Consider the following 19379-nt stretch of genomic DNA (forward strand, 5'->3'; position numbering starts at 1 on the left):
CATGGTCGGGCTTGACCCGACCTTCCACGCCGCACCCGCCGCATGGATCCTCGGGTCGAGCCCGAGGATGACGGAAGAGGGGAGGAGAGGATATTCCCTCAAGCAATTCTCCAAACGAAAACGGCGGCCTAGGCCGCCGTTTCGCATTTATCCAGCCTCTTCAATCAGCCAGCCGCCTTGTTCTGCCGGTTGGCGATGAGATCGTCCACCACTGCCGGATCGGCCAGCGTCGACGTATCGCCGAGCGAACCGAAATCGTCCTCGGCGATCTTGCGCAGGATGCGGCGCATGATCTTGCCCGAACGGGTTTTCGGCAGGCCGGGGGCGAACTGGATCTTGTCCGGGCTCGCGATCGGGCCGATCTCCTTGCGCACATGCTTCACCAGATCCTGGCGCAGCGCGTCATTGCCCTCTTCACCGGCCATCAGCGAGACGTAGCAATAGATGCCCTGACCCTTGAGGCTGTGCGGATAACCGACGACGGCGGCTTCCGAGACCAGATGGTGCGAAACCAGCGCCGATTCGATTTCGGCCGTGCCGAGGCGATGGCCGGAAATGTTGAGCACGTCGTCGACGCGACCGGTGATCCAGTAGTAGCCGTCCTCGTCGCGGCGGCAGCCGTCGCCGGTGAAATACTTGCCCTTGTAGGTCGAAAAATAGGTTTCGACGAAGCGCTTGTGGTCGCCATAGACCGTGCGCATCTGGCCCGGCCAGCTATCGACGATGCAGAGATTGCCGTCGGCCACGCCTTCCAGCACATTGCCTTCGTTGTCGACGAGCTGCGGCTTGATGCCGAAGAATGGCCGCGTCGCCGAACCCGGCTTGAGATCGGTCGCGCCCGGCAGCGGCGTGATCAGGATGCCGCCGGTCTCGGTCTGCCACCAGGTATCGACGATGGGCGAACGACCCTCGCCGACGACGTTGTAGTACCATTCCCACGCTTCCGGGTTGATCGGCTCGCCGACCGACCCGAGCAGGCGCAGCGACGAGCGCGACGAGCGCTTCACATAGGCGTCGCCCGCCCCCATCAGCGCGCGGATCGCCGTCGGCGCGGTGTAGAAGATGTTGACCTTGTGCTTGTCGACCACTTCCCAGAAGCGGCCGGCATCCGGGAAGTTCGGCACACCTTCGAACATCAACGTGGTCGCGCGGTTCGCGAGCGGGCCGTAGACGATGTAGGAATGGCCGGTGACCCAGCCGACATCGGCCGTGCACCAGTAGATATCGCCATCCTGGTAATCGAAGACATATTTGTGCGTCATCGAGGCATAGACGAGGTAGCCGGCGGTGGTGTGCAGCACGCCCTTCGGCTTGCCGGTCGAGCCGGAGGTGTAGAGGATGAAGAGCGGATCTTCCGCCTTCATCTTTGCCGGCGGACAATCGCGCGGCACGGTCAGCACTTCCTGGTGATGCCAGATGTCGCGGCCCGGCGCCCAGCCGATCTTGCCGCCGGTGCGGCGCACGACGAGCACCTTGTTGACGATGACATGGTTCTTCGCCGCGATGTCGATCGCCGTATCGGTGTTTTCCTTGAGCGGGATCGGCTTGCCGCCGCGCACGCCCTCGTCACAGGTGATGACGAAGGTCGATTCGCAGTCGACGATACGGCCGGCCAGCGCATCCGGCGAGAAGCCGCCGAAGACGATCGAATGGATGGCGCCGATGCGTGCGCAGGCGAGCATGGCATAGGCCGCTTCCGGGATCATCGGCATGTAGATGGTGACGCGGTCACCCTTCTTGACGCCGTGCTTCTTCATCACGTTCGCCATGCGGCAGACGTGCTCGTAAAGCTCGTTATAGGTGATCTTCTTGTCGATATAGGGGTTGTCGCCTTCCCAGATGATGGCGACCTGGTCGCCATGCGTCTTCAGGTGGCGGTCGATGCAGTTATAGGAGACGTTGGTGATGCCGTCCTCGAACCACTTGATCGGGACCTTGCCGGTAAACGACGTGTTCTTGACCTTGGTATAGGGCTTGAACCAGTCGATCCGCATGCCGTGTTTGTCCCAGAAACGCTCCGGGTTCTCGACGCTCTCGCGATACCATTTCTGATAGGTCTCGTTGTCGATCAGCGCTCGGCTTTTCGCGGATTTCAGGACCGGATAGGTCTTTGCGGACATAGATTCCTCCTCACTGCGCATGGGCGGGATGCCCCATCTCCTTGGGCTCCCGCGGCTCCTGCGCCATACATAACAGGTCAAATCCTTCGAGCAATTAGACAAAGGTCATTTGTCGCTTGAAGAATTGCATTTCTGCGACAGTGAGGTTATAGAGGGCCGAATTCCCGGAACATAGTGGTTACTACCCACGGCCCGCGACACCGGCGCGGACGCACAAGAGGACTATATCCATGGCTCAACAGCTGCTTATGCCAAAGGCAACGGCCGTCTGGCTTGTTGACAACACGGCGCTGTCGTTTGACCAGATCGCCACATTCTGCAAACTGCACCCGCTCGAGGTGAAAGCGATCGCCGACGGCGAATCGGCCCAGGGCATCAAGGGCCTGGATCCGATCTCAACCGGCCAGCTTTCCCGCGACGAGATCGCCCGCGCCGAAGGCAATCCGAACCACAAGCTCAAGCTTTCCGAACCGAAGGTCCGCGTGCCGGAATCCAAGCGCAAGGGCCCGCGTTATACGCCGGTCTCCAAGCGCCAGGACCGCCCGAACGCCATCCTCTGGCTGGTGCGCAACCATGCGGAACTGAAGGACGCACAGATCTCGCGTCTCGTCGGCACGACCAAGTCGACGATCGAACAGATTCGCGAACGCACCCACTGGAACTCGACCAACCTGACGCCGATGGATCCGGTGACGCTTGGCCTGTGCTCGCAGATCGACCTCGACCTCGAAGTCGAACGCGCATCGAAGGGCCGTCCGCTGCCGACCGCCGCCGAACTCGGCGCGACGCTCGAATCCGCGCAGGAAACGGAAAAGCTGCCCTACGGCACCGACCGCGAGGACGAGAAGGAAATCGACGCAGACGCCGTCTTTGCCAAGCTCAAGTCACTGAAGTCGGCAACGCCCGACGAGGACGAAGACGACCGCTTCTAAGCGCCGTCGCACACCAGATCAAAAGCCCGGGCGTTTCGCCCCCGGGCTTTTTCTTTGCCTGTACGCAAGACGGCTAGCCGATTCGCCGTGTCGACAGCGCCCCGGCGATCTCATCGAGAACGGCCGGGTCATCGATCGTCGCCGGCATCTTCCAATCCTCCCGGTCGGCGATCTTCTGCATGGTGCCGCGCAGGATCTTGCCCGATCGCGTTTTCGGCAGGCGCTTGACGCACAGCACCGTCTTGAAGGCCGCAACGGGACCGATGCGCTCGCGCACGAGCGTCACGACCTCCTGCTCCACAAGCGATGATTCACGTGAAACACCGCTCTTCAGGACAAGGAAGCCTGCCGGCACCTGACCCTTCAACGCATCGGCGACGCCGATCACGGCGCATTCGGCAACGTCCGGATGGCTGGCGCAGACTTCCTCCATGGCGCCCGTCGAAAGGCGATGGCCGGCGACATTGATGATATCGTCGGTCCGCGCCATGACGAAGACATATCCGTCCTCATCGAGGTAACCAGCATCGGCCGTCTTGTAGTAGCCGGGGAATTCCGAAAGGCAGGTCGCGCGGAACCGCTCGTCGGCGTTCCAGAAAGTCGGCAGGCAGCCGGGGGGCAGGGGAAGCTTGATGGCGATATTGCCGAGCGTACCCGCCGGCACCTCATGGCCGGCATCATCAAGCACATGCAATTCATAGCCGGGCATCGGCACGGTCGGCGAGCCGTGTTTCACAGGCAGCGGATCGAGGCCAAGCGGATTTCCGACAATCGCCCAGCCGGTCTCCGTCTGCCACCAATGATCGATCACCGGCACGCCGAGCACGCTTTCGGCCCAGCGGATCGTTTCCGGATCGGCGCGCTCGCCGGCGAGAAACAACGCCCGCAGGCTGGAGAGATCGCGCCGTTTCACGAGCACACCCTCCGGGTCCTCCTTGCGGATCGCGCGGAAGGCCGTCGGTGCCGTGAAGAGCACGGATACCTTGTACTCCTCGACGACGCGCCAGAAGGCGCCGGCATCCGGTGTACCGACAGGCTTACCCTCGTAAAGTACTGTCGTGCTGCCGTTCAGCAGCGGCCCATAGACGATGTAGGAATGGCCGACGACCCAGCCGATATCCGACGCCGCCCAATAGACCTCGCCCGGCGCCACGCCGTAGAGCGCCCGCATCGACCAGGCGAGCGCCACCATATGCCCGCCATTGTCGCGAATGACGCCCTTCGGCTGGCCGGTCGTACCTGATGTGTAGAGAATGTAGAGCGGGTCAGTGGCGGCGAGCGACGCGCAGGAGACGGTTCGTCCGGCCGTTCGCGCCGTATCGAGGGCTTCGCCGAGATCGACGTCGCGGCCGGCCACGAGGTCTGCCGAAAGCTCCGGCCGCTGCAGCACGAGGCAATGGTCCGGCTTGTGTTTTGCAAGGCCGATTGCCGCATCGAGCAGCGGCTTGTAGGCGATGACACGGTTGGGCTCGATGCCACAGCTCGCCGAAACGACAAGCTTTGCCGTGGAGTCGTCGATGCGCGCAGCAAGTTCACTTGCGGCAAAACCGCCGAACACCACCGAATGGATCGCCCCGATGCGGGCGCAGGCGAGCATGGCGAAGATCGCCTCCGGGATCATCGGCATGTAGAGGATCACGCGGTCGCCCTTCGCGACATCATGATCGACAAGCACCGCCGCCATGGCATTCACCTGCGCCAGCAGCTCGGCGTAGCTGTAGCGCGCCTTGCGACCGGTGACCGGGCTGTCGTAAATCAGCGCCGCTTGATCGCCGCGGCCAGCCTCGACATGCCGGTCGACGCAGTTGTGGCAGGTGTTGCCGAACGCATCGGGAAACCAGCGTCCATAGACGCCCTGGTCGGCGTCGAAAATCTCCACCGGCTGCGTGAACCAGTCGATTGCCCGTGCCGCCTCCGCCCAGTAGCCCGCGCGGTCATCCTTCCAGGCCTGATAGGTCTCGGCATAATTTTTGTGCATCGCTTCCTCCCGCCGGCCATATGCAGCCGGCTCCTCCAGACGGGAGAATAGGAGAGGGAGGGCTTTTCGCAAAGCCAGACGAAAGCCATAAGCGACGAAACCGCCGCTTGCGTTTCATCAAGCCGAACTAGCGCGTGCCGAAAATCGCCGAGCCAACCCGCACGCTGGTCGCGCCGAAGCCGATCGCGACCTCATAATCACCGGACATGCCCATCGACAACTTGTCGAGGCCGCAGCGCGCGGCAAGCTTGGCCAGCAGCGCAAAATGCGGCCCGGGATTTTCATCCGCCGGCGGAATGCACATCAGCCCCTCGATGACGAGGCCGAGCTCCTCGCGGCAGAGGGTAACGAAGGCGACGGTGTCGTCCGGGGCGATGCCGGCCTTCTGCGGCTCAAGCCCGGTATTGACCTGGACATAGAGCCTGAGCGACCGACCCTGCCGCGACATCTCGGCCGCCAGCGCCCGGGCGATCTTCTCCCGGTCCACCGTCTCGATGACGTCGAACAGCGCCACCGCCTCGGCGGCCTTGTTGGATTGCAGCGGGCCGATCAGGTGAAGCTCGAGACCGGCCGTCTCCTCGCGAAGGCCGGGCCACTTGCCCTGCGCTTCCTGCACGCGGTTCTCGCCGAACACACGCTGCCCAAGCGCGATCGCCGGACGAATCGCCTCTGCATCGAAGGTCTTCGACACCGCGACGAGGCTGACCGCTTCGGGCCGCCGGCCAGCTTCCACGGCTGCCTTGCGCATATGGTTGCGAACATCTTCGAGACGGTCCTGAAGGTCCATGGTCACTCTCCACCAGCATCAGGCTTCGGACCTAGCGAAAATGGCGCCGCTTGCCAAGCACGGGGCGGTGCGACAAGCCCGCACGAGGCCCACGAAACTTGACGCTTCGGCGGTTTCATGATGAAGGTCTCGCCACTATATTCGCATGGGCGAACCGCCCTCCAAGACTCCCAAAAGACTTCCGGAACATCAAAGACATGGCCACCGAACGCTACAATCCGCGCGATGCCGAACCCCGCTGGCAGGCAAAATGGAACGAAGAGAACGTCTTTCTGACGCAGAACGACGATCCGCGCGAAAAGTACTACGTGCTCGAGATGTTCCCCTATCCGTCCGGCCGCATCCATATGGGCCATGTGCGCAACTATGCGATGGGCGACGTGGTTGCCCGCTACAAGCGGGCGCGCGGTTTCAACGTGCTGCATCCGATGGGCTGGGACGCCTTCGGCATGCCCGCCGAAAACGCGGCCATGCAGAACAAGGTGCACCCCAAGGGTTGGACCTACGAAAACATTGCAACGATGCGCAAGCAGCTGAAGTCGATGGGCCTGTCGCTGGACTGGTCGCGTGAATTCGCCACCTGCGACGTCGAATATTACCAGCGCCAGCAGCACCTCTTCCTCGATTTCCTGGAAAAGGGCCTGGTCTATCGCAAGCAGTCCAAGGTGAACTGGGACCCTGTCGACCACACCGTTCTCGCCAACGAACAGGTCATCGACGGCCGCGGCTGGCGCTCCGGCGCGCTCGTCGAGCAGCGCGAGTTGACGCAATGGTTCTTCCGCATCACCGATTTCAGCCAGGATCTGCTCGATTCGCTGGAAACGCTCGACCAGTGGCCGGAAAAGGTCCGGCTGATGCAGAAGAACTGGATCGGCCGCTCGGAAGGCATGCTGGTGCGCTGGGAAGTGTCGAGCGGCGGCAGCCTGACGACGGAAAAAGACGTCACCGTCTACACGACGCGGCCCGACACGCTGTTCGGCGCATCGTTCCTCGCCATTTCCGCCGATCATCCGCTGGCCAGGGAAGTCTCTGCCGCCAACCCCGAGATCATGGCGTTCTGCGAGGAATGCCGCCGCGCCGGCACATCGCTTGCCGCGCTGGAAACCGCCGAGAAGAAGGGCATGGACACCGGCATTCGCGTTCGCCATCCCTTCGACGCGAGCCTGGAACTGCCGGTCTATGTCGCGAACTTCGTGTTGATGGACTACGGCACGGGCGCCATTTTCGGCTGCCCCTCCGGCGACCAGCGCGACCTCGATTTCGCCCGCAAATACGACCTGCCCGTCGTGCCCGTCGTCATGCCGAAGGACGGCGACGCCGCCACCTTCACGATCGGTGACGAGGCCTATGTCGGCGACGGCGTGATGATCAATTCCCGCTTCCTCGACGGCCTTGGCACGGAAGAGGCCTTCGAAGAGGTCGCCACGCGTCTCACCGCAGCCACGCTCGGCAACGCGCCGCAGGGCGAGCGCAAGGTGAATTTCCGCCTGCGCGACTGGGGCATTTCGCGCCAGCGCTACTGGGGCTGCCCGATCCCGGTCATCCACTGCGACGATTGCGGTGTGGTGCCCGTGCCGAAGGCCGACCTGCCGGTCAAGCTGCCGGACGATGTCACCTTCGACAAGCCGGGCAATCCGCTCGACCGCCATCCGACCTGGCGCCATGTCGCCTGCCCGCATTGCGGCAAGGATGCCCGTCGCGAGACGGACACGATGGACACCTTCGTCGACTCCTCCTGGTATTACGCGCGCTTCACGGCGCCCTGGGAAAACAACCCGACCGATCCCGCCGCCGCCAATGCCTGGCTGCCGGTCGACCAGTATATCGGCGGCATCGAACACGCGATCCTGCATCTGCTCTATTCGCGCTTCTTCACCCGCGCCATGCAGGTTGCCGGCCATCTCGATATCAAGGAGCCCTTCAAGGGCCTCTTCACGCAGGGCATGGTCGTGCACGAGACCTATAGCCGCGGCGAGGGCGCCAAGCGCGAATGGGTGACGCCGGCCGAGATCCGCATCGAGGACGTGGACGGCAAGCGCAAGGCGGTGCATCTCGAATCCGGCGAAGAAATTGCCATCGGCTCGATCGAGAAGATGTCGAAGTCCAAGAAGAACGTCGTCGATCCGGACGATATCATCGCCTCTTACGGCGCCGATACCGCCCGCTTCTTCGTGCTCTCCGATTCCCCGCCGGATCGCGATGTCATCTGGTCGGAAGCCGGCGTCGAGGGTGCAAACCGCTTCGTCCAGCGCGTCTGGCGTCTCGTCTCCGAGGCCGCACCGGTGCTGAAGACGGCCGAAAGCCGCGCTGGCACAGAAGGCGAAGCACTCGCGGTCTCGCAGGTCGCACACAAGACGCTGAAAGCCGTCCAGGCGGACTACGACAAGCTCGCCTTCAACAAGGCCGTTGCGCGCATCTACGAATTCGTCAACGCAATCGCCGCACCGCTGGCAACGGCCGCTACTGGCAATACCTCACCGGAACTCGCTGCCGCCCTTCGCGAAGCCGTCGGCATCCTGATCCGCATCGTTGCGCCGATGACCCCGCATCTGGCGGAAGAGTGCTGGCGCGAAATCGGTAGCGAAGGCCTCGTGGCAATAACGGCGTGGCCGTCCTACGATGATCGTCTGGTCGTCGAAAACGAGATCACGCTGCCCGTGCAGATCAACGGCAAGAAGCGCGCGGATTTGACAATCGCCCGCGATGCGGACCAGAGTGCGGTCGAAGCGGCCGTGCTGGCCCTTGATGCCGTCCAGGCCGTGCTCGCCGGTCAACGCCCCAAAAAGATCATCGTCGTACCGCAGAGGATCGTGAATGTTGTTGTCTGACGGAACCGGCCTCTCGCGGCTTGGCAAGGCGCTCGCCGGCATCGCGCTTCTCGGCGCGCTCGCCGGATGCCAGGTGCGCCCCCTCTATTCCACAGCCGCCGGTACGGAAGGCAAACTTGCCTCCGTCTCGATTTCGGAGGCCGATGACCGCGTGGAACAGCAGGTCCGCAACGATCTGATCTTCCTCTTCGCCGGCGGCGCGGGTGAACCGCAGAACGCCCTCTATCACCTGGACCTCAACGTCTCCGTCCGCAACATCGGCGTGCTGATCGACGTGGCCGATGACGTTCCGCGCGCCGGCCGCATCGTCGTATCGGCCGACTATAATCTTGTGAAGTCGGACTCCGGCGAAACAATTACATCCGGCAAACGTTCGTCCGTCGCACTGGTCGATTTCCCGATCCAGGAATTCGCCAAGTTGCGGGCTGTTCGTGATGCCGAAAACCGCGCCGCACGCGAATTGGCGGAGCTGGTCCGCGCTGACGTCGCGTCGGCGCTCGGCCGTCGCTGAGCCGGCTATGGCCGAGATCAAATCGCATGAATTCGACGGTTTCCTGAAGCGGAAGCCTTTGCCTGCGCGGCTGTTTCTCGTCTATGGACCGGATCGGGGGCTTGTTTCGGAACGGGCCGCTGCGCTCGCCGCCGTCACCGGCATCGATCTCAAAGATGCGTTCTCCGTCGTGAAACTTGACGCCGGCGATGTCGGCAGCCAGCCTGGACGCCTCATCGACGAGATGAACGCCATCGGTCTGTTCGGCGGCGACCGTCTTGTCTGGATCCGCAATGCCGGCAGCGAAAAGGGCGTTTCCGACGCGCTGGACGTCCTGGCGCGTGCGCTGGCCGGCCCCTCCACGCTGATCATAGAGGCCGGCGATCTAAAAAAGGGCGCAGCCCTGCGCAAGGCGGCCGAATCCTCCGCCCAGGTCGTTGCCATTGCCTGCTACGCCGACGACGGCCGGGCCCTGCAGGCGCTGATAGATCAGGAACTTGCCGCAGAGAACCTGCGGATTTCCCCCGCCGCGCGTGACCGTCTCATGGAGACCATCGGCGGTGACCGCTTGGCCTCGCGCAATGAAGTGCGCAAACTGGCGCTCTATTGCCGTGGCAAAGCACTTATCGAGGAGCAGGATGTCGAGGACATCGTCGGGGATGCCAGCGCCATATCGACGGATGACGCCATCGACGCCATCCTCAAGGGCGACCGCGATGGCTTTCTGCACGCCATTCAGAAGATCGTGTCCTCCAAGACACCGGTCTTCCTTGTCCTGCAAGGCTGCCTACGGCAGTTCCAGCTTATGGAGCTGATGCGCGCTGAAATGGACGAAAAACGCGCGCCCGCCGCTCAGGCCATAGCAACGCACGGCCGGCATCTCCATTTTCGCCGTAAACCGATCGTGGAGAACGCGTTGAAAACCTGGAGCGGACCGGCCATCCGGCGTGAAACACAACGCCTGCAAGCCGCGATCCTGCAAAGCCGCCAGCGTGCCGCCCTAGAAGATACGATCGCCATGCAGACCATGCTGGCGACCGTGCTTCAGTCGAGCCGGCGCTGAATCCGGCTAAGGATTTTTGAAATTAGGGAAAGGTATTGGCTTCCCGCGAGAATTACCGCCGCTCGAGGAGCCGGCAGATTTCTTCTAGCTGTTCCAATGTCTTGTAGGCAATACGAAGCTGGCCGCCACCGCCCTTGTGATTGACGGTGACATCGAGGCCAAGGACGTCAGACAGCGTTCGCTCCAATGCCAGCGTATCGGCATCCTTCTCCTCCTTGCGCGGTGTGTGCGCATGGCTCGGATCGCTCTGTGCCTTGATATCGTTCTGTGCAAGACGCTCCGTATCACGGACGGACATGCCTTTCGCCACCACGGCCTTCGCGAGCACAATCGGGTCCGACGTCGGAATGAGCGCGCGTGCATGCCCGGCGGACAGCGTGCCCGAAGCCAGCATGTCCCGCACCGGTTCCGGTAGTTTCAGCAGGCGCAGGCTGTTTGCCACGTGGCTGCGGCTCTTGCCGATGATCTCGCCAAGATCGTTCTGCGTGTAACCGTGGTCGGCGATCAAGAGCTCATAGCCCATCGCCTCTTCCAGCGGATTGAGGTCCGAGCGCTGGACATTTTCGACGATCGCGATTTCCAGCGCCGTACGATCGTCCACGTCGCGGATGATAACCGGTATCTCGATCAGCCCTGCAAGCTGTGCCGCGCGCCAGCGACGCTCGCCAGCGATGATTTCGTAGCGGCTTTCTGCAATCGTGCGCACGACGACGGGCTGGACAATGCCGTGCTGGCGGATGGACGACGCTAGATCCTGCAATTCCGATTCGTCAAAGTAACGCCGCGGATTGCGCGGGTTTCGACCGATGAATTCGATCGGCACAAGCCGGTCGGGATTGACGGCCGAGCGATCGCCGGCATCGGCAACCGGCACCTGGTCCATCTCCCCGATCAGTGCCGCGAGGCCGCGGCCGAGGCGCCGCTTGGAGGTATCATCGTTCATCGGTTCTACTCACGGATACTGAATCAAGCAGCCTTCCGCTGCCGCTCTCGCTGGATCACCTCGGAGGCAAGCTGAAGATAGGCCTGGCTTCCGGCGCATTTGAGATCGTAAAGAATGGCGGGCTTGCCATAGGACGGGGCTTCGGACACCCGCACATTGCGCGGAATGAGTGTGTGATAGACCTTTTCCCCGAGATGCGTGCGCACGTCGTTGACAACCTGCTGGGCCAGATTGTTGCGGGAATCGAACATAGTCAGAACGATACCCTGGATATCCAGCCGCGGATTGACGCTGCGGCGGACCTGGTCGACCGTTTCCAGCAGCTGACTGAGGCCCTCAAGGGCGAAAAATTCGCATTGCAACGGCACCAGAACGGAATGCGCCGCGGCCAGCGCGTTCATCGTCAGCAGATTGAACGACGGCGGGCAATCGACCAGCACGTAAGAGTAAGACAGCGCCTCATCGGACGACAGCGCACGCTTCAGGCGAAAGACCCGGTCACTCTGCTGGGCAATTTCCATTTCGATGCCGAGCAGGTCCATCGTCGAGGGAATGATCGATAGATTGGGCACCGCGGTCGGCAGCACTGTCTCGGCCACACCGTGGCTACCGATCAGGAGATCGAACGACGACAGCTCCCGGTTCCGTCGATCGATGCCGAGACCGGTGCTGGCATTTCCCTGCGGGTCCAGATCGACGATCAGGACCCGTTCGCCGATTGCCGCCAGCGCCGTCGCAAGATTGATCGCCGTCGTCGTCTTGCCGACGCCGCCCTTCTGGTTCGCGATGGTGATGATCCGGTTCTTTTCGCCTGCCATGGACGTGCGCCAATCCCTAAGGTTTTCGCGAAAGGTGCGAAAGCTCGAGCACGACAGAATCCGGCTCGACAACACTGGCATGTTTTACCAGATCGAATCTCCACCGACCAAGCGCTTTATCGACCTCCCTCTGGTAATCCCGCCCTTTGTGCAGGAAAAATCGTAAATCCGCATTGCGTTCCGACCAGGGAAAGCCGAATTCCATCAGAAGATCGAGATCTGCCAGCGCGCGAGCAGAGATTGCGTCGCATTGGGGAATAACTGCCGGGGCCTCTTCGATGCGAATCGCATGGACCGAAGCACGCGCACCGGTTTCGCGAATGGCCGTTCGTAGAAAGGCGGCTTTCTTATTGTTGCTTTCGACCAGATGGACCCAGCCGTCTCCCTTCTCCGCAAGGAGAATGCCGGTCACGATGCCGGGAAAACCACCGCCGCTGCCGAGATCAACCCATGTCCGGGCGCCCGGATGGAGCACATGAACCTGCGCGCTGTCTAGGACGTGCCGCGCCCATATTTCCGCGAGCGTTGATGGCGCCACCAGATTGATGGCCTTCGCCCATTTCTGAAAGAGCGCAACGAAGCCGTCCAGCCTTTCGACAGTTTCACGTGAAACATTCAGGCCGGCCAAATCACGAGGCAGGGATTTCATATATGGGCAGCCTTTTGCACGGCGTCCGCCGGAAGACGCTTGAGATATGCGAGAAGAAGGGTCAGCGCTGCCGGTGTCATGCCATCGACGCGCGCCGCTTGCGAGAGGTTCGACGGTCGGGCCGCAGCCAGTTTCTGACGAAGCTCGATCGATAGGCCGGGCATCATGCTGAAATCGAAGTCATCCGGAATCCGGCGTTCCTCCTCGCGACGCGCCTCGGCTATGTCCGTCTCCTGCCGGTTCATATAAACGGCATACGTGGCCTCGATCTCGATCGCGTCACGAACGCGTGGCACAAACCCCGCCAGATCCTCCGGCCAGATTGCGGCGAGATCGGTATAGCCGATGTCGGGATAGGCCAGAAGATCATAGGCGCTGCGACGCACACCGTCAAAGTTGATCTTGATACCGTGTGTTGCCGCCTCGTTCGGCGAGAGCCTCAACATCTGCAATTTGTCGCGTGCGATCTGCATATCGCCGGACCATTGGGCAAAACGCTCCCGGCGCGGTTTGGCGACGATGCCGAGATCGATGCCGAGGGGTGTCAGCCGGGCATCGGCATTGTCGGCCCGCAACGACAAACGGTATTCGGCGCGAGATGTGAACATGCGATAAGGTTCACTGACGCCACGCGACGTCAGATCATCGATCATAACGCCGATATAGCTCTTGGTCCGGCTGAAGACATGGCCATCCTCGCCCGCGGCGCGACGGGCGGCATTGAGCCCCGCCACCAAACCCTGTGCCGCCGCCTCTTCATACCCGGTTGTGCCGTTAATCTGCCCCGCGAGGAAGAGGCCGGGTTGGCGCCTGACTTCAAGGCTGGCCGACAGCTCCCTTGGGTCGACATGGTCGTATTCGATCGCATAACCGGGCTGCAGGATCGTTACCGCCTCCAGACCGGGAATGGTCCGGATGAACGCCTCCTGCACATCGGCGGGAAGCGACGTGGAAATGCCATTCGGGTAGACGGTGTGATCATCAAGGCCCTCCGGCTCCAGAAAGATCTGGTGCCCGTCCCGCTCGCCAAAACGGACGATCTTGTCCTCGATCGACGGGCAATATCGCGGCCCCACGCCTTCGATCTGTCCGGAGTACATCGCAGATTTGCCGATATTGTCTTCGATAATGCGATGCGTCGCCGGTGTCGTGCGTGTAACGCCGCACTCGATTTGCGGCGTCGTGATCCGATCCGTCATGAAAGAGAACGGGACGGGATCTTCATCGGCGGCCTGGCGGCCAACGGCATCCCACCTGATCGTCCGCCCGTCCAGGCGCGCCGGCGTGCCCGTCTTCAAGCGTCCCAAGGCGAGGCCAAGCCGTTCGAAGGTTGCGGAAAGCCCCACCGATGGGGCCTCGCCCACGCGCCCGGCCGGAATCTTTTCGTTACCGATATGAATCAAGCCGCGTAGGAACGTTCCCGTCGTGATGACAACGGCACGGCATGCCAGCCGGCGACCATCCTTCATGACAAGCGCTTCAAGCCGCCCGTCAGAGAACATGAGATCAAAGGCATCGCCCTCGATCACGTCCAGACCAGAAATGCCGGCAATCTCGGCCTGCATTGCCTGGAGGTAGAGTTTCCTGTCCGCTTGCGTGCGCGGGCCACGCACCGCAGGTCCCTTTTTGCGGTTGAGCAATCGAAACTGGATGCCGGCGTGATCCGCGACACGGCCCATCAATCCGTCCAGCGCATCGACTTCTCGGACAAGATGCCCCTTGCCGAGACCACCGATCGCCGGGTTGCAGGACATAGTGCCAATCGTCGCCGCTTTGTGGGTGACCAGGGCCGTCTTGGCACCAAATCTTGCTGCTGCGGCCGCTGCTTCAACACCCGCATGGCCGCCACCGACAACGATGACATCATAGTTGTTCGTATCTGTCATACCGCACCTACCTGTTTCACGTGAAACGCTCGAAACGACTCGTGCACGTTGTGGTGTTTCACGTGAATCATTTGCCAATACAAAATTCCGAAAAGATGACATCGAGCAAATTCTCGACATCGACGCGGCCGGTCACCCGGCCAAGCGCCTGACCTGCGAGGCGAAGATACTCCGCGCGTATATCCAGGCCTTCCGCGTCCGGTTCAAGGGCGCGCCGTATCTGCTCTCTCGCCGTCGTCAGACTGGCAATATGCCGTTGCCGGGTTGGGAGCGCTAACGCACTACCGGACTCGAGATCAGGGAGATAGCGCGCAATCGCGCTGATCAAATCCTCGATGCCTTCGCCGGACTTCACGGAGATCATAACATCCGCACCGCCATCAGGCCAAGATGGATCCGCCTTGTCCGTCTTTGTCCCGACGCGAAGAACCGGGCGGCTGGAAAGATCGCCGAGCAGGGGCCAATCGGCACCCGGCTCCTCAGACAACAGCAACACGAGATGGGCCTGCGCCATGGACAGATGCGTCCGTCGGATTCCCTCTCGCTCGACGACGTCGTCCGTCTCGCGCAAACCGGCCGTATCGTGAAGGCGGACGGCGAAGCCGGACAGATCGAGATCGACGGACAGGATGTCGCGCGTGGTTCCCGGCACGTCAGTGACAATCGCCACATCCCGTTTGGCCAAATGGTTCAGCAGGCTCGATTTTCCGGCATTCGGCGGGCCGGCTATGACGACATTCAAGCCATCCCGAACGATTTCTCCGGTCCTTGCTTCGGCAAGATGGTTAATGATTTCCTGCTCCAGGGCGCTCATGTCGTGCCAGATCGCGGCAGCAACGGAGCCTGGCACGTCGTCCTCGTCGGCGAAATCCAGTTCCGCTTCAATCATGGCCCGGGCATGCGTCAATCGTTTCGACCACGAATCATATAGCACGGACAGGCCACCGGATGCCTGCTCGGCGGCGAGCCGGCGCTGCATTTCCGTTTCGGCGACGATGAGATCGGCAAGACCTTCTGCTTCCACGAGGTCCATGCGGCCATTCAGAAAAGCGCGGCGTGAAAATTCCCCCGCCTCTGCCGAGCGCAGTCCTTCAAAGTCCGAAAGGGCCGCCAAGACGGCTTTGACCGTCGCGCGTCCGCCGTGAATCTGAAGCTCAGCGCAATCCTCACCGGTAAACGACGTCGGACCGGGAAAGTAGAGCACGATGCCCTGATCCAGCATCACGCCGTTACGGTCCCGAATCGGTAGAAGCGACGCATGCCGGGCCAGCGGAACCCGACCACAAAGCTGGGCAATCGTCTCCTGGCTCTGGGGGCCGCTGAGGCGGATCACGGCGACGCCGGAAGGCAGAGCGCCACTCGACAGGGCGAATATCGTGTCTTTACTCGTCATTGTCTTATCGTTCCGGACTCGAATCGATGAGTTTGTTTCGGTTTAGAATCGATTTCTGTTTCACAAACGAAAATGGTCCCGACTTGCGACGGGACCATGGAACGTACCGGTAGAACCGATCAGGTGTTCATCGAATCGAAGAAATCGCCGTTGCTCTTCGTCTGCTTCAGCTTGTCGATCAGGAACTCGATCGCATCCGTCGTGCCCATCGGGGCGAGGATGCGGCGGAGAACGAAGATCTTCTGGAGATCCTGGCGCGGCACGAGCAGGTCTTCCTTACGCGTGCCGGACTTGAGGATGTCCATCGCGGGGAAGATGCGCTTGTCGGCCACCTTGCGGTCGAGCACGATTTCCGAGTTGCCGGTGCCCTTGAACTCTTCGAAGATCACTTCGTCCATGCGGCTGCCGGTATCGATGAGCGCCGTCGCGATGATGGTCAGCGAACCGCCTTCCTCGATGTTGCGGGCGGCGCCGAAGAAACGCTTCGGGCGCTGAAGCGCATTGGCGTCGACACCACCGGTCAGGACCTTGCCGGAGGACGGCACGACCGTGTTGTAGGCGCGTCCGAGACGGGTGATCGAATCGAGCAGGATGACGACGTCGCGGCCGTGTTCGACAAGCCGCTTGGCCTTTTCGATGACCATTTCGGCGACCTGCACGTGGCGTGTCGCCGGTTCGTCAAAGGTCGAGGACACCACTTCGCCCTTCACGGAGCGCTGCATGTCCGTCACTTCTTCCGGCCGCTCGTCGATCAGAAGAACGATGAGATAACATTCCGGATGGTTCGCCGTGATCGAATGGGCGATGTTCTGCAGGAGAACCGTCTTACCCGTGCGCGGCGGCGCCACGATCAGGCCACGCTGGCCCTTGCCGAGCGGCGCCACCAGATCGATGACGCGCGGCGAAAGATCCTTCGAGGTCGGGATGTCGAGTTCCATCTTGAAGCGCTCGTTTGGATAGAGCGGCGTCAGGTTGTCGAAATGTACCTTGTGGCGGATTTTTTCCGGGTCGTCGAAATTGATCGTGTTGACCTTGAGGAGCGCAAAATACCGCTCGCCTTCCTTGGGTCCGCGGATCGGGCCTTCGACCGTATCGCCGGTCTTCAGCGAGAAGCGGCGGATCTGGGAGGGCGAGATGTAGATATCGTCCGGACCTGGAAGGTAGTTCGCATTGGCCGAGCGCAAGAAGCCGAAACCGTCCTGCAGCACTTCCACGACACCCTCGCCGATGATCTCGACCTCCTGCGAGGCCAGCATCTTCAGGATGGCAAACATCAGTTCCTGTTTGCGCATCGTGCTCGCGTTCTCGACCTCGAGCGATTCGGCGAAAGCAAGGAGGTCGGTCGGAGTCTTGTTCTTGAGGTCTTGTAGCTTCATTTCGGCCATGAATGGTCCATGCTGGGATCGTCGAGGGTGGGAAAAGGCGTGCGGGTCAAGGACGAACTGCGCGGGGTCCGGTGCAGTCCACTGAACGAATACACATGCCACGAGAGATGAGATGGGCGGAAAGTAGCGGTTCCGGCGCTGCCTCGCAAGGGGGCCTGCAAATTTCGTCTGTTTTGTCGCGCCCATCTAGAACGGTTTGACGACCACCATGATGACGATGAGGATCATCAAAAGGGCAGGGGCTTCGTTCCAGAAGCGCCATTGCCGGCCGCTCCTGGTGTTTTTGTCCTCGGCAAAGGCTTTGACCGCGCTGCCGTAAAAGTGATGGACCCCAGTCAAAAGCACGACGAAGGCAAGCTTGGCATGCAGCCAGCCGCCCTGGAAACCATAGACCGACCAGGCGAGATAGAGGCCGAGCAGCCAGGAGAGCCCCATGGCCGGCTGCATGATGGTGCGGTAGAGCCGCTTTTCCATCACCTTGAACGTCTCCGACTGGGCAGAACCGGCCGGCGCATCCGTGTGATAGACGAAAAGCCGCGGCAGGTAGAGCAGTCCCGCCATCCACGACATCACCGCGATGATGTGCAAGGCCTTGATCCAGAGATACAAATCGTCCGGTGGAAAGGCAATCAGCACGGCTGCCAGCAGGGCAAAGACGCCAAGGGCCACCGCCGCACGCAAGCGTGCCCGGCGCCCGGCGCGTTCGCCCGTCTGTTTCTCGCTCACCGGTTTTCTCCGCGCACGCGCGCCACGAGGCGCATGACATTCGCCGGGTCGGCCTGCGGCGTGATGCCGTGGCCAAGATTGAAGATCAGCGGGCCATTGCCGAGGGCTTGCAGGATGGCATCGATACCGTCGTCCAGGGCGGCCCCGCCGGCGACGACCCGCATCGGATCGAGATTGCCCTGCACCGGGCCGTCCTTCTGCAAATCAGCGGCGAAGGTGAGCGGCACCGACCAGTCGAGGCCGATGGCGTCGGCGCCCGTCTGCTGCCGATAGGTCTTCAAAAGCAGGCCGGCGCCCTTGGCGAAGGCGATCACCTTGGCGTGTGGGCGACGGAATTTCACCGAATCGATGATTCGCCGCACGGGCCGCACGGCATAATCGGCAAATTCCTTCTCGCCCAAAACCCCGGCCCAGGAATCGAAAATCTGCACCGCGTCGGCGCCGGCGTCGATCTGCGCCACCAGATAATCGGCGGACAGCTCGGACAGGACATCGAGCAACCGCGCGAAGGCGCGGGGCTCCTTGTAGGCGAAGAGGCGGGCCGGTGCCTGGTCCAGCGTGCCTTGACCGGCGATCATATAGGTCGCAACCGTCCAGGGGGCGCCACAGAAGCCGAGCAGGGCGGTTTCCTGCGGCAGGGCGTCACGGATGCGGCCAACCGCGTCCATGACCGGCTGAAGGTGATTTTGAACACCATCCCCCTTCAGGGCGAAAATACCGTCCGCGTCGATCGGATCGAGACGTGGTCCATGACCTTCCTCGAAACGCACATTGCGCTTCAGGGCATCGGGAATGACGAGGATGTCGGAAAACAGGATCGCTGCATCAAAGCCATAGCGACGGATCGGCTGGAGCGTGACTTCCGTTGCCAGTGCCGGCGAATAACAGAGATCGAGGAAACTTCCGGCTTCCGCCCGCGTTGCCCTGTACTCGGGCAGGTGACGTCCGGCCTGCCGCATCAGCCAGACGGGAGGCGGAGACACCGTCTTGCCATTCAGGACTTCGACGATCTTCCGGCTTTTCGCTGACATCGCGGGGTTCTCCCAATAAAGAAATAATCTCTTTTGAAAGGGTTTCTATTTCTTAGAGTCGGTGACTATCAAGGATTAAATCCTCTCCACAGCCGACCGGCTTGCGCATGCAGAGCGTGGAAAAGACAAACGGCGCAACGCGATTTTCACCGCAAAACAGGGAAAACCGGATTCTCCTTTTGGAATCAAAATGATTCCGGCAGCGGCCAGAAGCACCATCCTGTGGATAGGCTGTGGGCGAACGCGACACTTTGCCATGCTGTGAGTCTTATCCACAACCCCGCTCGATCGCTTTCCTCGCGCCAGCCAATTGTGGATAAATCGGCACTTGTCCCCTTGCCCCCGACCCC

Annotated in this window: 15 protein-coding genes; 4 read left to right on the forward strand and 11 right to left on the reverse strand. The window is 61.7% G+C overall.

The annotated features are described in order from the left end of the window. Positions 1–164: 164 nt before the first annotated feature. Positions 165–2120, reverse strand: a complete 1956-nt coding sequence (gene acs, locus GR138_RS21705; protein ID WP_160861351.1) for an acetate--CoA ligase — start codon at positions 2118–2120, stop codon at positions 165–167. Positions 2121–2350: 230 nt separating this feature from the next. Between acs and GR138_RS21710 the strand changes: the two genes are divergently transcribed. Beyond that, the gene (locus GR138_RS21710; protein ID WP_160861352.1) at positions 2351–3052 is read left to right on the forward strand and encodes a DUF1013 domain-containing protein; all 702 of its coding nucleotides are present in this window, start codon (positions 2351–2353) and stop codon (positions 3050–3052) included. Between the two features lie 73 nt (positions 3053–3125). Here GR138_RS21710 and GR138_RS21715 read toward each other — a convergent pair whose 3' ends face one another. Beyond that, entirely contained in the window at positions 3126–5030 is a 1905-nt protein-coding gene (locus GR138_RS21715) for a propionyl-CoA synthetase (RefSeq protein WP_160861353.1), read from the reverse strand. 127 nt (positions 5031–5157) lie between these two features. After that, on the reverse strand, positions 5158–5817 hold the full coding sequence (locus GR138_RS21720) for a YggS family pyridoxal phosphate-dependent enzyme (protein WP_160861354.1): 660 nt from the start codon (positions 5815–5817) through the stop codon (positions 5158–5160). Positions 5818–6014: 197 nt separating this feature from the next. On the opposite strand from GR138_RS21720, the gene leuS reads away from it, so the two are divergent. Genes leuS through holA form a run of 3 tightly spaced genes read left to right on the forward strand, consistent with a single transcriptional unit; the run spans position 6015 to position 10198 of the window. Then, a complete protein-coding gene (leuS, locus tag GR138_RS21725; protein WP_160861355.1) occupies positions 6015–8645 on the forward strand; it encodes a leucine--tRNA ligase in 2631 nt (876 codons plus the stop codon). Next, positions 8632–9156: an LPS assembly lipoprotein LptE gene (gene lptE / locus GR138_RS21730; protein ID WP_160861356.1), complete on the forward strand. Its 525-nt coding sequence runs from the start codon at positions 8632–8634 to the stop codon at positions 9154–9156. Before leuS ends, lptE begins: the two co-directional genes overlap by 14 nt. Before the next feature lie 7 nt (positions 9157–9163). Next, on the forward strand, positions 9164–10198 hold the full coding sequence (gene holA / locus GR138_RS21735; protein ID WP_160861357.1) for a DNA polymerase III subunit delta: 1035 nt from the start codon (positions 9164–9166) through the stop codon (positions 10196–10198). 52 nt (positions 10199–10250) lie between these two features. On the opposite strand, the gene GR138_RS21740 is transcribed toward holA, so the two are convergent. The 8 genes from GR138_RS21740 to hemE all read right to left on the reverse strand — a co-directional run bounded on the left by GR138_RS21740 (position 10251) and on the right by hemE (position 19029). After that, positions 10251–11141, reverse strand: a complete 891-nt coding sequence (locus GR138_RS21740) for a ParB/RepB/Spo0J family partition protein (RefSeq protein ID WP_160861358.1) — start codon at positions 11139–11141, stop codon at positions 10251–10253. A gap of 23 nt (positions 11142–11164) precedes the next feature. Beyond that, positions 11165–11959, reverse strand: coding sequence for a ParA family protein (locus GR138_RS21745; protein ID WP_160861359.1), 795 nt, complete (start codon positions 11957–11959; stop codon positions 11165–11167). Between the two features lie 16 nt (positions 11960–11975). Further along, positions 11976–12608, reverse strand: a complete 633-nt coding sequence (gene rsmG / locus GR138_RS21750) for a 16S rRNA (guanine(527)-N(7))-methyltransferase RsmG (protein WP_160861360.1) — start codon at positions 12606–12608, stop codon at positions 11976–11978. Further along, positions 12605–14494 carry a tRNA uridine-5-carboxymethylaminomethyl(34) synthesis enzyme MnmG gene (gene mnmG / locus GR138_RS21755; protein ID WP_160861438.1) on the reverse strand — a complete coding sequence of 630 codons (1890 nt, stop codon included), beginning with the start codon at positions 14492–14494 and terminating at the stop codon, positions 12605–12607. Before mnmG ends, rsmG begins: the two co-directional genes overlap by 4 nt. A gap of 67 nt (positions 14495–14561) precedes the next feature. Further along, positions 14562–15887: a tRNA uridine-5-carboxymethylaminomethyl(34) synthesis GTPase MnmE gene (gene mnmE / locus GR138_RS21760; RefSeq protein ID WP_160861361.1), complete on the reverse strand. Its 1326-nt coding sequence runs from the start codon at positions 15885–15887 to the stop codon at positions 14562–14564. Positions 15888–16006: 119 nt separating this feature from the next. Next, positions 16007–17272, reverse strand: a complete 1266-nt coding sequence (gene rho / locus GR138_RS21765; protein ID WP_202402760.1) for a transcription termination factor Rho — start codon at positions 17270–17272, stop codon at positions 16007–16009. A 186-nt stretch (positions 17273–17458) separates the two neighbouring features. Beyond that, positions 17459–17998 carry a protoporphyrinogen oxidase HemJ gene (gene hemJ, locus GR138_RS21770; RefSeq protein ID WP_160861362.1) on the reverse strand — a complete coding sequence of 180 codons (540 nt, stop codon included), beginning with the start codon at positions 17996–17998 and terminating at the stop codon, positions 17459–17461. After that, positions 17995–19029, reverse strand: coding sequence for a uroporphyrinogen decarboxylase (gene hemE / locus GR138_RS21775; RefSeq protein ID WP_160861363.1), 1035 nt, complete (start codon positions 19027–19029; stop codon positions 17995–17997). The genes hemJ and hemE overlap by 4 nt, the downstream gene beginning before the upstream one ends. Positions 19030–19379: the final 350 nt, after the last annotated feature.

It is taken from the genome of Shinella kummerowiae, assembly GCF_009827055.1.
GTDB lineage: Bacteria > Pseudomonadota > Alphaproteobacteria > Rhizobiales > Rhizobiaceae > Shinella > Shinella kummerowiae.